Genomic DNA, 13,940 nt, shown 5'->3' on the forward strand with positions numbered 1-13,940 from the left:
CACACGCTGGCGCGGATGGTTGGGATGCTCTCAGTGGACGGTGCGCCTTCTTCGCGTCACAAACGCGAAACCGATCAGCACGCGTTAGAAACGCGCGCTAGCAAGGAACATATCTGATTACAGAGTACAGTATTGCTAGCATTTGAGAATGGAGCCGGCCAAGGCAATTACTACTGACGAGTTGAAGTGGGCTTTCGGCCAATTAGGTAAGCCCCTAGAAATATTAAGGGGAAAAACGTTATCCATGATATTGTGGCCAAAACCTTAGGAACAGAAGGCTCAGAAAAGCAGACCAGAAATAAGAGGAAGTCACCTACTATTAGTCCAATGCCTCCTATAATTTCCCAAGTTTTCTTGCTCATAATACTCTAGGAATTTTCGCCCCACGCTCCTGGGCTACCTGCTGCGCCAGCTCGTAGCCGGCATCAGCGTGGCGGAACACGCCCATGCCGGGGTCAGTGGTGAGCACGCGGCGCAGTCGCTCGGCTTTTTCGGGGGTGCCGGTGGCCACGATGACCATGCCGGAGTGGGTGCTGTTGCCGATGCCCACGCCGCCGCCGTTGTGCAGGGAAACCCAGTCGGCGCCGGAGGCGGTGTTGGCCAGGGCGTTGAGCAGGGGCCAGTCAGCTACGGCGTCGGAGCCGTCCTTCATGCCCTCGGTTTCGCGGTTGGGCGAGGCTACGGAGCCGCAGTCGAGGTGGTCCCGACCGATGACGATGGGGGCCGACACTTCGCCACGGGCCACCAGGTCGTTGATAACCAGGCCGAACTTCTCCCGCTCGCCGTAGCCCAGCCAGCACACGCGGGCGGGCAGGCCGATGAAGGGCACCTTGGCCTGGGCCTTCTCGATCCAGCGGGCCAGCATCTTGTTGTCGGGGAAGGTTTCGAGCAGGGCGCGGTCGATGCGCAGGATGTCCTGCGGGTCGCCGGAGAGGGCGGCCCAGCGGAAGGGACCTTTGCCCTCGCAGAACAGCGGGCGAATGTAGCCGGGCACGAAGCCGGGGTAGAGAAACTGGCCGTTTTCGTCACGCACCTTGAGGCCGCCTTTTTCGGCCTGTCCGCGCAGGTTGTTGCCGTAGTCGAGGGCCACGGCCCCGCCGGCCTGCATGTCGATGATGGCCTGGCAGTGCTTCACGATGGAGGCCAGGGCCTGGCGCTTGAATTCCTCGGGATTGTCTTTGCGCAGCTCCAATACCTGCGTGATGTCGCCCTCGGGAATGTAGTCCATCAGGTCGTGGGCGGAGGTTTGGTCCGTCACGATGTCGGCCTTATACCCCCGGGCCAGCAGCTCGGGCAGCACGGTGGCGGCGTTGCCGGTGAGGCCGATGCTCCAGCCTTTGCGCTCGGCTTTGTACTGGGCCATCAGCTCCAGGGCGTGGTCCAGGTCGCGGGCCTGCTCGTCCACGTAGCCTTCGCGCACCTTCTGCTTTACGCGGGCATCGATGGGCTCGATGACCAGGCACACACCGTCGTTCATGCTCACAGCCAGCGGCTGCGCGCCCGACATGCCGCCCAGGCCGGCCGTAACGGTGGCGGTGCCGGCCAGCGTGCCGCCGAAGTGCTTGTCGGCCACGGCGGCCAGGGTTTCGTAGGTGCCCTGCAGGATGCCCTGGGTGGCAATGTAAATCCAGGAGCCGGCGGTCATCTGCCCGTACATCATCAGGCCCATGCGGTCCAGCTCGTCGAAGTACTCCTGGGTACTCCAGGCAGGCACGAGGTTGCTATTGGCAATGAGCACGCGCGGGGCGTGGGCCCAGGTACGCAGCACGCCCACCGCCTTGCCCGACTGCACCAGCAGGGTTTCGTCGGCTTCCAGCTCTTTCAGGCTTTTAACAATGGTCTGGTACTCCTTCCAGTTGCGGGCCGCGCGGCCGGCACCGCCGTACACAATCAGCTCGTCGTACACCAGGCTCACGGCAGGGTCGAGGTTGTTTTCGAGCATGCGCAGGGCTGCCTCGGCTTCCCAGGTTTTGCAGCGCAGCTCGGTGCCGTGCTTGGCCTTCACGGTTTCCGTGGGCTTGTACTCGTAGTACATGGGCCGGGTGGTGGGCTGCTTGGCGGCGGAAGACTGGCTGTTGGCTTCGAGGTTGAGCTCGGGGGTTTCCAGGGCAGAGTGCGGCATGGGTGGGCTTTTTTCAGGGTTGGGGAGCGGCGAAGTTATTGGTTTTGCCTTTCACCTGAAGTGGTTTTTACATGTTACCGTATGCTACCCCTACTCTGTCATCCTGAGCGGGCGAAGGACCTTATGACGTGGGTACGGCAAGGCCGGGCCGGTCTGGAAAAATCATACCGTCATGCTGAGCGCAGCCGAAGCATCTCTACCTCTGGCTAATCAATAACATTCCAACGAAGCGGTAGAGATGCTTCGGCTGCGCTCAGCATGACATTACCACCCCAACGACCTCACGCGAGATGTCTCGACTTCGCTCGACATGACGATGTATGAACTCGATAGGACGGGCCGGGCGGCTCTGGAAAGCAGATAATTTATTAGGCTTCCGATGACGTGCCATTGCCCCACGAGTAAATCCCAACCCTGAAATCTGCGTACTGCTAGTTACACGAACCAACTCACCCCAAAAACCATGGATCAGGTAGCCACTGGCATTACCCAGCTTCGCATTCAGCGTTTCGTTAATCTGTATTTTGTGGAAGCCGGCGAGCCGGGCGAATGGGTGCTGATTGACACCGGCCTGCCCGGCAGCGAGGACACCATTAAGAAAGCCGCCGCCAAGCTATTTGGCGCCGAGAGCAGGCCCAAAGCCATTTTTCTCACGCACGGGCACCTGGACCACGCCGGCTCTGCCCTGGCCCTGGCCGAGTATTGGCAGGTACCCATTCATGCCCACGCGCTGGAGCTGCCCTTCCTCACGGGCCGGGCCGTTTACCCACCCTCCGACCCCACTGTGGGCGGCTCCCTGGCCTTTGTCTCCCGGTTTTTCCCGCCCCAGTCGTTTCAGTTTGATGGCCATGTGCAGGCGCTGGTGCCCGACCTGCACGAGCCGCCCTTTATGCCCGGCTGGCAGTGCCTGCACGTGCCCGGCCATGCCCCCGGCCAGGTAGCTTTTTTCCGCCACGAAGACGCTACCCTGCTGGGGGCCGATGCCTTTGCCACCACTGAGCACGACTCCGTGCCCGCGGTGCTGCTGGGCATTCCGCGCATCAGCCGGGCCGGTACGCCGTTCAATTTTAACTGGCAGCAAACCTGGCAATCGGTAGCGGAGCTGGCGCACCTGCGGCCTAATGCCATTGGCTGCGGACACGGCCCGGTCATGCGCGGCCCCCATGTGGCCGAGCAGCTGCTGGAACTCTCCACCCACTTTCCCATTCCCAAGCACGGCCGCTACGTGCATCACCCCGCCCGCACCGATGAAAACGGGGTAGAATACCTCCCTCCGGCCCCACCCGATACCCTGCCCGCCCAACTGGCCCTGGTGGGTGGGGTGGCCGCCCTGGTAGCCACGGCCGTGTGGTGGTGGAGCTCCCGCCACCGCCGCGTGCGAACCACGCAACACGAGTGGGCACTGTAAACCAAAAGCAAGGCCCGCCGGAATATTCCGGCGGGCCTTGCTTTTGGTTTATCAGGCTATGAAGCTTTTTGTCAAAACCCCTCTGTCATCCTGAGCAAAGCGAAGGACCTTATCACGACTGAACGACATGTGTAACAACGACTCGTTCTATCATGATAAGATCCTTCGCTTTGCTCAGGATGACAAAGGAGAAATAAATTATTTCCTGCTGTGCGGAGCCTATATCAGGTTAATTCCTGAAGGTTGGCCCGCCAGCATGTAATAGGAGGCTTATTGCTGGTTGACTTTGATACCGCCGTTGGTAGTTACGGCTTTCACCGGGGCGCCCCCTTGGCCGAGGCTGGCGGTTACTTCCTTGCTCATCATGCCGGTTTTGGTAACGGGCAGGTCGCCGCTGATACCGCCCATATTAGTGCTGGTGTACAGCCGGGCCGAGTAGTTTTTGGGTAGCTCCCAGGTAATGCCCCCATTGGTGGTAGCTACATCCAGCCCTTTGCCTTCCCACTTAGCGCCGGCCAGTTTAATGTGCAGGCCGCCATTGGTGGTGCTGCCTTTTACATAGCCCCCTACATTGGCTAGGGAAACCCCGCCATTCACCGCATCAAACTTAATGTTGGACTGCATCCCATCAATGCTGATACCGCCATTCACGGTATTCATGGCCACCGCGGTTTGGCGGGGCACCAGCACCTCATAGCTTACGGCCCAGTTATCTCCCAGCGGGCTGGAAGGGCCTTCGGCGCGCAGTTTATCGTTTTTAGTACTGATGCTGATGGCGGAAGCCCGCTGGCGCGCCTCCTGCTCCGATTTGGCCCAGGTCGTTACTATGGCCCGCACGCGCACCTCACTGCCATCCCAGCCGCGCACTGTAATGCCGCCGTTGGCGCGCCCATCAATGGTTAGGGTGCCGGAGGCGGCGGGAGCGGCCATATTCAGGTCGCGGGTTTCGCAGAAATGCTTGTTGGAGCCGGAGGAATTTCGCTCGTGGCAGGTGCTGGTAAAGGCCGGCGCCGTTTGGGCGGTAGCGGAGAAGGCGGCCAAGCTGAGGAACAGAGCAAAGCAGGTAGTTTTCATAGCAGGCATAGAAGTGGGGTGAGACAAAAAAGCCCCGGAAGGAGACTTCGCTGCTATAGATTGCGGCCGCCCTTAAATCGTTGCCTCCGCTTTCATTTTTATCAGAATTTTTATGGGTGATAAAAGGAAAACACGCACGGCGCGAGCCATTGCCCTCCGTTGCTAGGGTTTCTCCAGCCGGCCGGCTACTCCCGTCAGGAAAGCCGTGATGATGGTAGCGGCCAGGCGGGCAGTCTGGTTGTCGCGGTCGAAAACGGGGTTCAGCTCAACTACTTCAAACAGGCGCACAAAGGGGTTCTGGCCCGCCAGGAAAGCGGCTTCTACGGCCTGACGCGGGGTAAATCCATCGGCGCTGGGCGCCGACACGGCCGGCGCATAGGCTTCGGCCACGCCATCTATATCAAAGCTCACGAATGCGGGGCCGGTGGCGGTGGCCTGGTGCAGGGCTTCCAGCATGGCGGGCTCCATCCCGGCTTTTTGCACCTGGGCCAGGGGCGTGATGTGCGCCATCTGAGCCCGCAGAAAATCTATATCCGCCAGCGTATTCAGGTTGGAATGCAGACCCAGCTCCGTAAAGCGCGGGCCCTCCAACTGGCCTTCGCGCAGCAGCTTCCCGAAGGGCGTACCGCTGCTGATCAGGTCGGGCCGGTGCTTCACATCGGCGTGAGCATCCAGGTTAATGCCGCCCAGGGGCTTGCCGCCTTCAGCATCATAAAGGCCGCGCACGGTGCTATAGGTGCCATCGTGGGAGCCACCCAGCACCACTACCACCGGGTACCGGCGCAGTAATTCGGCCAGCCCCTGGCGGATGGTTTCATGGTTATCCGTATGGCTGACATGGCGCAGGGACAGGTTGCCGGCATCGGCCAGGCGCAGGTGGTCCAGCGAAATGTGGTGCTCCAGGTTGTAGGTTTTGTGGTAGCGGCGCAGCTCCCGCCTAATGGCATCGGGGGCGCCAGCAGCCCCGGCGCGGCCGCCTTCCAGCACAGTACCAAAATCGAGGGGCAGGCCTACCAGGCAGACGTCGGCCTGGGGCAGCTCGGCGGCGGGGCGGATAAGTTCACGGAGAAAAGTGGGCATACGCCAAAGATATCAAGCCGTGCCGCGCCTGATGCTACATCCCGGGGGCGGGCGCACTATCTTTGGGTATGATGCGCTTCCTACTTCCATTTTTGAGCCTTCTGCTCGTTTGTTCATTGGCCTCGGCGCAAGCGCAGAAGCCTACTACTAAAGCCCCCCAGTACGTGGCCCGGCCCACGCCCTCCTTCTTTACCACCTATACTTACCTCAGCTATTCCATAGTTGATAAAGCCACCAGCCCCGACCCCATGCCCGCCCGCGGCGTAGGTGGCACGCTTCTCCTCCGCCCCGACGGCACCTATCAGAAGCACCTCACCCTGGCCATGAACGGCACCACCATGCCCTTTGATCAGGATGGCCGCTTCACGTTCACCGGTAACCGCATCAGCTTTTCTTATACCGATAAAAAAGGCCAGCCCCGCACCGATGAAGGCACTTTTCAGCTGCTGAATGGCGTGCTTACCATTACGCTGCAGGGCTACCCGGCTACCAACCAGAGCGTGTACACCCTGCGTCAGCAATAGCGCAGGCTAAGGCCTATTTTCAAAATATTTCAGGCAACCGGCTTATGCAGACTACTATTCCTTCCATGCTTATCACGGGCGTATCCAGCGGCGTGGGGCTGGCCGCGGCCCAGGCTTTTCTACGGCGGGGTTACCGCGTGTTTGGCAGCGTGCGGCGGGAAGCAGATGCGGCGCGCCTGCGTGCGGAGCTGGGCGAAGCCTTTGTGCCCCTACTGTTTGATGTTACCGATGCCGCTGCCATTGGGCGCGCTGCCGCGGAAGTGGAGCGCATCCTGAACGGAGAGCCGCTCCGCGGGCTCATCAATAACGCCGGCATAGCCTTTGGCGGCCCCCTACTCTATCAGCCCGTTGAGGTAATCCGGCAGCATTTTGAGGTGAATGTGCTGGGGGTGGTGCAGGTGACGCAGGCATTTTTACCCATGCTGGGCGCCCGCGTAGGTTTTCAGGGGCAGCCGGGCCGGGTATTGGTCATTGGCTCGGTGAGTGGGCAGGTGGCCGCGCCGTTTATGGGGGCGTATGTGGGCGCCAAGCATGCGCTGGAAGGCCTTACGGCTTCCTGGCGCCGGGAATTACAGCTGTTTGGAGTACCTATGGTGCTCATTGGTCTGGGCGTTACCCAAACGCCCATCTGGGATAAAGGCATTGATTTAGAGCCGTATCATGACACGCCGTATTATGCGCCGGCGCAGCGCTTTGTGAAATTCATCAACCGCACCCGCAAAACGGGCCTCACGCCGGAGTACGTGGCGGCTAAGCTGGTGCACATTATGGAAACCCCGCGGCCCAAAGTGCGCTACACCATTGCCGCCGAGGTGTTTCGAGCCTGGATTGTGCCCCGGTTACTGCCTGCCCGGGTGCTGGATAGGCTGCTGGGGCGTAGTTTAGGGCTGGCGCCGGCCCGCCCCTAGTTTCTGCGTTGCGCCCGGCCGGGCTTTCTGCTAACTTGCGGCCCTTTCAGCTCCACCCATGCCGGTAGGGCACTCAACCATTCACCATTTCACAAACTCACCATAGATGGGACGCGCGTTTGAATTCCGCAAAGGCCGCAAAATGAAGCGCTGGGACCGGATGTCCAAGGACTTTACCCGCATCGGGAAGGAAATTGTAATGGCCGTGAAGGAATCGGGCCCCAACCCCGATACCAACTCCCGCCTGCGCACCGCCATGCAGAACGCCAAAGGCGTGAACATGCCCAAAGACCGGGTAGATGCGGCCATTAAGCGCGCCAGCTCGCGCGAAGAAAAAGACTACCAGGAAGTGGTATATGAGGGTTACGCGCCCCACGGCGTGGCCATCGTAATTGAAACCGCTACCGATAATCCCACCCGCACGGTAGCTAACGTGCGCATGTACTTCAACCGCGGCAACGGCGCGCTGGGTACGGCCGGCTCTTCCGACTACACCTTCACACGCAAAGGCGTGTTCAAGCTGGCCGCCGAAGGCCTGGACCTGGACGAGCTGGAGCTGGAGCTGATTGACGCCGGCGCCGAAGACGTGTACACCGCCCAGGACGAGGACGAGCACGGCAATGTGAAAGACCTCATTGTGGTGGAAACGGCCTTCCCCGATTTCGGCATGATGCAGAAAGCCCTCGACGAAAAAGGCCTGCCCGTGCTTTCCTCCCAGCTGCAGCGCGTGCCCAACACCACCGTACACCTGGAAGGCGACGAGCTGGAAGAGGTAATGAACCTGATAGAAAAGTTTGAAGAGGACGACGACGTACAGGCCGTGTACCACACCCTCGGCTAGAACTGTCATTCCGAGTGAAGCGAGGAATCTGAGTTCACTGCTTCAACGACTTACCCCAGATTCCTCGCTTCGCTCGGAATGACAAAAAGCGGGCTGCTCCTTCCTGGGGCAGCCCGCTTTTTGTTTGCCCCTTAGGCAACCACCCGCTTCCGTCCGGCATCTGCCAGTCAGTCTTCTTTCCTGCCACTTCTGCCCTAGGCTGCATGCCTTCTAAAAATTACCTTATCCTACTTGTGTTCCTGCTGGGCTTCCTTCAAGCCTCCGCCCAACAAAAAGAGCTGGCCGCATTGCTTCGCGAAAAGCACGTAACCGGCATTCAGCTGGTGCACACGAAGAACAACCACGTAACCAACTACACGCTCGGCTACCGCCAGGCAAATACCCGACAGCCGCTGACGGCCCGCTCTACCATGCAGGCGGCCTCGCTGGGCAAAGTGGTGCTGGCCTACGTGGCCCTGCGCCTGCACGACCAGGGCAAGCTCGATCTGAATAAGCCCCTGCTCTCCTATTACCCCTATCCGCGCCTGCACAACGAGCCCCGCGCCGACAGAATTACGGCCCGCATGGTGCTCACGCATACCAGCGGCCTGCCCAACTGGGCCGATAACCCGCTGGCCGAAAGCTGGAAAACATCGGCCCTAAACCTGAAGTTTGCGCCTGATAGCTGCTGGAACTACTCCGGAGAGGGCTTCGTGCTGCTGCAGAAAACGCTGGAACATATTACCGGCAAGTCGTGGGAGCAGCTGGCACAGGAGGAAGTTTTTATTCCTCTGAAAATGACCCACAGCAGCTACGTATGGCAGCCGCGTTTTGCCAAAAACGCCGCCACCGGGCATGATAAGGCGGGTAAGCCCACCGAAATTCGCCGGTTTTCGGAGCCCAACGCGGGCTTCAGCCTGCTTTCCACGGCCCCCGATTATAACCGGTTTGTACAAGCTCTCCTGCAGGGCACCGGCCTGCAGCCCGCCACGCACCAGCTACTCCTGCAGCCCGCCTCCGAGGCCAACCGCTGCGGCCGCCCCCTTACCCCCACCGATGCCAACATTGCCTGGGCCTACGGCCTGGGGCTGGCCACCACCAGCCACGGCCCCGCCCTCTGGCACTGGGGCTCCAACGATGATTTCGAGGGCTTTTTCATGGTGTTTCCTGACCGCGACGAAACCCTCCTGTTTCTGACCAACAGCGCTAATGGGCTAAAAATAGCGGATGACGTGCTGCGCCTGTTGTGCGGCCCCGGTGACTATAAGGCCCTGCAGTGGTTGGCCGAGGACAAGTAAGTTGACAGGGAAAAGTGCGGTATGTAGACTACAGAAAGACCGTCATGCTGAGCACAGCCGAGGCATCTCGCATGCTGATGTTGCAATGGTAACTGTCGAGCGCAGTTGGGACATCTCGCGTGCTGAGGTTGCCAAAGTAACCGTCATGCTGAGCTTGCCGAAGCATCTCTACTGCTTTGCTCTTCATGTAAGGAGTTAGCCAGAGGTAGAGATGCTTCGGCAAGCTCAGCATGACGGTCTTTTTTAATTGTTCGTTTCCCAAAAACATCAGCACGCGAGATGTCTCGACTGCGCTCGACATGACGGGCTAGTGGCATAATGTTATGGTTCCAACAACCTCAGCACGCGGGATGTCTCGTTCCCTGGCTGGATGCGCCACCTACTCGACAGGTCGTTCTTTTTACACAACCGCACACCGGGAGAGGCTTCGTTCCTGTTCAGCATGACGGGACGTTTTTAAGTACTATATTTTCCCCCTCGTACTCACCCTCTCTCAACATGCAAAAAAATCTACTTGCCGTCACTTTAATAGGCTTCACCCTGGCCAGCGTTTCCTGCACGCAGCAAAAGCAGGAAACCACCACTGATGCTACCCTCGCCACTTACTTCACCAGCGAGGAAACCGGCGTGCAGGACGGTGGCGTGCAGATGATTCCCATTACCACGCCCAAGGGCAAGTTCAACGTCTGGACCAAGCGCTTCGGCAATAACCCCAAAATGAAGGTGCTGCTGCTGAACGGCGGGCCCGGAGCCACGCACGAGTACTTTGAGTGCATGGAAAGCTTCCTGCCCAAAGACGGCATCGAGTTTATTTACTACGACCAGCTGGGCTGCGGCAACTCCGATAACCCCAAGGACACGGCCATGTGGAGCCTGCCCCGCTACGTAGAAGAGGTAGAGCAGGTACGCCAGGCCCTCAACCTGAACAAGGATAACTTTTACCTGCTGGGCCATAGCTGGGGCGGTATTCTAGCCGCCGAGTACGCTTTCAAATACCAGCAAAACCTGAAAGGACTCATCATCAGCAACATGATGATGAGCATTCCGGACTATGGCAAGTACGCCGATAATGTGCTGGCTAAACAAATGAAGCCGGAAGTACTGAAGGAAATCCGGGAGATTGAAGCCCGCAAGGATTTCCAGAACCCGCGCTACATGGAGCTGCTGATGCCTAACTTCTACGTGGAGCACATCTGCCGCATTCCCCTGGATCAGTGGCCCGAGCCGATAAACCGCTCCTTCAGCAAAATGAACCAGTCCCTGTACGTGACTATGCAGGGTCCCAGCGAGTTTGGCGTATCGGGCAAGCTCCTGAACTGGAACCGCGTGCCGGATCTGCCCAAGCTCACAGTACCCGTGCTCAGCATCGGCGGCAAGTACGATACCATGGACCCCGAACACATGCGCATGGTGGCCCAGAAAGTACAGAACGGCACCGCCCTCATCTGCCCCAACGGCTCGCACATGAGCTTCTACGACGACCAGCAGACGTACATGAGCGGCCTGACGAAGTGGATTCTAGGGGTGGATAAGGGCGAGAAAAAGGTGACGCTGTAAGCAGCTGCCGCAACTTTCGGGCGTGGGCTGTTGGCTTCAATACAACTGCTCATGCCCTTCTATTTTATTCTATGCAACTACCATTTTTCAAGCTGAGGTCCTTGCTTCTGCTAACAGGGGTGCTTCACTTCCAGTCCCTGACAGCATTTAGCCAGGAAATTGATGTGGAGAACGAGCAATTCCGCGGAGCTAAGCGCGTACGGGTGGAGTCTTTCAACCAAGGTCCAGCGGGCTTTTGGGCAGAGTATAAGCTTGATGAGCAGGGGCGGGCCACGGAGGGCCGGAGCTACTATCGTAGGCAGCACTTAAGCACCGAGCAGTATTTCTTTACGCGCCGGAATAAACTGCAACAGGAAAGAATTACAAAGTCAGGTAAAGATCCGCAGACCCAAACTTTCAGCTATACCTATTTTTATAATACCGATTCAACGCGCCTACTCCACAAAGTGGGCCTCTCTGGTACGGATACTATGTATGTTTTCCATTACCTAGAATTTGACGCTAACAACCACCCAACCAAGTTTACGAAGGCTAAGGGTTGGAGTCGCAAGGTGGATTCCCTAACCGAAACCATCTACGCAGCCGAGCTACTAACCAGCTACCTCAATACCGAAAACGGAGAGAAAGGACCTAACATCACTAGCTTAGTTTATCAGTACGATGCGCACGGCGGCCTGACTAAAGTAAGCCCCATGCCGTCACCAACAGATCCTGCCATTTTTTGGACAGAAAGTTTTTTGGGGAATGAACTCAAATTCGAATACGGTTATTCGCCAAAGGGCCCATGGACGCACCTATACCAGATTTTCGATGGCAAGAGGGTACTAATTGAGAAGCGCACCTTTACATATTAATTCGCCTGAATGCCTCTGAGCCGGACTGAATTAGATGTTTCTCACTGGTACCGCGAGCTTCTTTCCTTCTACTCTTATACTCTTTATGCCCATTACCTACCGTCCACTTTTCTTCCTCGAAAACGACTCCATCAGCCTCGTCGAGATAAAGCGCACCGACTTACCTGGTGAGCAGAACCCCGACCAGGTGTATCATTGGCTGCGCTTCGATAAGAAAACCCAGCAGCTACAAAAGCAGGCTTTTGTTTCCATGAACTCACAGCCCACTTTGCAGGAGCGCACTTTTCAGCAGGGTCAGCTTCAATTTACCACCGAAACCGGCACCTATACTGACCAGGAAACTGGTCAGCGACAGGAATTACGCGTGCAGAACCCGGCAGAACTGCCCGAGGATTTAACCCGAGCCATTGCCGCGTATTTGCAGGCATTGTAGCGCTACCTTCCTAACCCCGTATCTTTGTGGCTCGCTGCGTGGCTTAGGCTCCGGCGGGCCACGTTGTTTGCTGGCCGTTCCAAGTTCATTTCTCCTGCTTCTCGATTTCCTTGCTCTATGGCCACTCGTCTCAATAAATACATCAGCGAAAGCGGCATTTGCTCGCGCCGCGAAGCCGACCGCCACATTGAGCAGGGCAACGTGTTCGTGAACGGCAAGCGCGCCAACATCGGCGACCAGGTATCCGGCAAGGACCGGGTGGTGGTGAACGGCAACCTCATTGAGCCCCGCGCCGAGGAAGATGCCGTGTACATTGCCTACAACAAGCCGCCCGGCATCACCACCACCACCGATACCGGCGTGAAGGACAACATCATTCGGGCCATTAAGCACTCGGTGCGCATCTTCCCCATCGGCCGCCTGGATAAGGAGTCGCAGGGCCTGATTCTGCTGACCAGCAACGGCGACATCGTGAACAAGATCCTGCGCGCCGGCAACCGGCACGAGAAGGAATACATTGTGATGGTGGACAAGCCCATTACCGACCTCTTTATTGAGAGCATGGCCCAGGGCGTGCCCATTATGGGGGTAATGACGCAGAAATGCGAGGTAAAAAAGGAAACCAATTACATCTTCCGCATCACGCTTATTCAGGGCATGAACCGCCAGATCCGGCGCATGTGTGAGCATTTCGGCTACGAAGTGGTGCAGCTGGAGCGCATCCGGGTGATGAACATCAACATCAAAGGCCTGGGCCTGGGCGAGTGGCGCGAGCTAAAGGAAAAGGAGCTGAAAGTGCTGTTTGAGATGCTGGAGGACTCCCGCGGCACCGACGACGGCGCCCTGCCGCGTCGCCGGAAATCTACCTCCACCGCCGAGCAGTGGGCCGACCGCCCCAGCCGCAAAACCGCCAAGCCCCGCACCCACGCGCCGGAAGGCGAAGCGCCGCGCGCCGTCCGCAGCAAGCCCGATGCCGGGGCCTGGGTAGAAAAACCCACGCCTGGGCGCAAGGCTTCCTCCCCTAAGGGTCTGGCTACGGCCGGCCGCGCGGCTGGCTCTGGCCGGCCTACCGGGCCGGTGGGCCCGCGCCCGGGCAGTGCCACTCCCGGCAAACCGGGTCGTCCGGCGGGTACCCGTGGTACCGGGGCCGGCCGGAGTACGGGAGCCAGCCGGGGCCCTGCTTCGGCGCCCAAAGGCAAAACCAGCAGCCGGGGTACCCGGGGCGCAGGCCGCAAGTAGCAGCCGGCAGCGCATGTTATCAGCTCCCATGGCAAGAGAAAAGTAACTCAACATCAGACTGTGCCGGGCGACGTAGAGAGGTCTTATTTAGTAAATTGCTATGCAAATCTTCGTCGAAACGGACCGCCTGCTGATGCGCGAACTGCTGCCGACCGATACGCCGGGCATGTTCGAAATGGATTCTGACCCCGAGGTGCACCGCTACCTGGGCAATAAGCCGGTGCACACCATGGCGCAGAGCCGGGAGCTGATTGCCTTTGTACGGCAGCAGTACGTGGATAATGGAATTGGGCGCTGGGCGGTGGTAGAAAAAGAAACCGGTGCCTTTGTGGGCTGGTCAGGCCTGAAACTGGTGGCAGGCCCTACCAATGGCCGCACCAATTACTACGACCTGGGCTACCGTTTTCTGCGCCGCTACTGGGGCCGGGGCTATGCCACCGAAACAGCCCGCGCCTCCGTGCAGTATGGCTTCGATACAATGCAGCTACCTATGATATGCGGCATTGCTGATGTCCAAAATCTGGCCTCTAACCAGGTTTTGCAGAAAGCAGGGCTGCGTTTTGTAGAAACTTTTGATTTAGACGGTATTCCGCACCACTGGTACCAGCAGGAGCGGTAACCGC

Annotated in this window: 13 protein-coding genes; 10 read left to right on the plus strand and 3 right to left on the minus strand. The window is 58.7% G+C overall.

All coding sequences use genetic code 11. The features are described from left to right. Positions 1 to 358: 358 nt before the first annotated feature. On the minus strand, positions 359 to 2,122 hold the full coding sequence (gene hutU / locus PK28_RS12430) for a urocanate hydratase (RefSeq protein WP_082017094.1): 1,764 nt from the start codon (positions 2,120 to 2,122) through the stop codon (positions 359 to 361). 463 nt (positions 2,123 to 2,585) lie between these two features. On the opposite strand from hutU, the gene PK28_RS12435 reads away from it, so the two are divergent. Continuing rightward, positions 2,586 to 3,530: an MBL fold metallo-hydrolase gene (locus tag PK28_RS12435; RefSeq protein ID WP_044514284.1), complete on the plus strand. Its 945-nt coding sequence runs from the start codon at positions 2,586 to 2,588 to the stop codon at positions 3,528 to 3,530. Positions 3,531 to 3,800: 270 nt separating this feature from the next. Here PK28_RS12435 and PK28_RS12440 read toward each other — a convergent pair whose 3' ends face one another. After that, positions 3,801 to 4,604, minus strand: coding sequence for a DUF4097 family beta strand repeat-containing protein (locus PK28_RS12440; protein ID WP_044514286.1), 804 nt, complete (start codon positions 4,602 to 4,604; stop codon positions 3,801 to 3,803). 162 nt (positions 4,605 to 4,766) lie between these two features. Then, positions 4,767 to 5,684 carry an arginase family protein gene (locus PK28_RS12445; protein ID WP_044514289.1) on the minus strand — a complete coding sequence of 306 codons (918 nt, stop codon included), beginning with the start codon at positions 5,682 to 5,684 and terminating at the stop codon, positions 4,767 to 4,769. Positions 5,685 to 5,776: 92 nt separating this feature from the next. Here PK28_RS12445 and PK28_RS12450 point away from each other — a divergent pair, with 92 nt between their 5' ends. The 9 genes from PK28_RS12450 (at position 5,777) to PK28_RS12495 (ending at position 13,936) form a co-directional block, all read left to right on the plus strand. Continuing rightward, positions 5,777 to 6,208 carry a hypothetical protein gene (locus tag PK28_RS12450; RefSeq protein ID WP_156126373.1) on the plus strand — a complete coding sequence of 144 codons (432 nt, stop codon included), beginning with the start codon at positions 5,777 to 5,779 and terminating at the stop codon, positions 6,206 to 6,208. A 44-nt stretch (positions 6,209 to 6,252) separates the two neighbouring features. Continuing rightward, positions 6,253 to 7,116: an SDR family NAD(P)-dependent oxidoreductase gene (locus PK28_RS12455; protein ID WP_044514293.1), complete on the plus strand. Its 864-nt coding sequence runs from the start codon at positions 6,253 to 6,255 to the stop codon at positions 7,114 to 7,116. A 106-nt stretch (positions 7,117 to 7,222) separates the two neighbouring features. After that, entirely contained in the window at positions 7,223 to 7,957 is a 735-nt protein-coding gene (locus PK28_RS12460; RefSeq protein WP_044514296.1) for a YebC/PmpR family DNA-binding transcriptional regulator, read from the plus strand. A gap of 203 nt (positions 7,958 to 8,160) precedes the next feature. Beyond that, complete coding sequence (locus tag PK28_RS12465; protein ID WP_048825973.1) at positions 8,161 to 9,234, plus strand: serine hydrolase domain-containing protein; 1,074 nt, start codon at positions 8,161 to 8,163, stop codon at positions 9,232 to 9,234. Between the two features lie 498 nt (positions 9,235 to 9,732). Next, complete coding sequence (locus PK28_RS12475; protein ID WP_044514298.1) at positions 9,733 to 10,791, plus strand: proline iminopeptidase-family hydrolase; 1,059 nt, start codon at positions 9,733 to 9,735, stop codon at positions 10,789 to 10,791. A gap of 71 nt (positions 10,792 to 10,862) precedes the next feature. Beyond that, complete coding sequence (locus PK28_RS12480; protein ID WP_044514300.1) at positions 10,863 to 11,645, plus strand: hypothetical protein; 783 nt, start codon at positions 10,863 to 10,865, stop codon at positions 11,643 to 11,645. A gap of 85 nt (positions 11,646 to 11,730) precedes the next feature. Continuing rightward, positions 11,731 to 12,078: a hypothetical protein gene (locus PK28_RS12485; protein WP_044514302.1), complete on the plus strand. Its 348-nt coding sequence runs from the start codon at positions 11,731 to 11,733 to the stop codon at positions 12,076 to 12,078. 117 nt (positions 12,079 to 12,195) lie between these two features. Further along, the gene (gene rluF / locus PK28_RS12490; RefSeq protein WP_044514304.1) at positions 12,196 to 13,317 is read left to right on the plus strand and encodes a 23S rRNA pseudouridine(2604) synthase RluF; all 1,122 of its coding nucleotides are present in this window, start codon (positions 12,196 to 12,198) and stop codon (positions 13,315 to 13,317) included. A gap of 100 nt (positions 13,318 to 13,417) precedes the next feature. Further along, positions 13,418 to 13,936 (plus strand): GNAT family N-acetyltransferase, encoded by a 519-nt coding sequence (locus PK28_RS12495; RefSeq protein WP_044514305.1) that lies wholly within the window; start codon positions 13,418 to 13,420, stop codon positions 13,934 to 13,936. The last annotated feature ends 4 nt before the right edge of the window (positions 13,937 to 13,940 follow it).

The organism is Hymenobacter sp. DG25B (assembly GCF_000801315.1).
Classification (GTDB): domain Bacteria; phylum Bacteroidota; class Bacteroidia; order Cytophagales; family Hymenobacteraceae; genus Hymenobacter.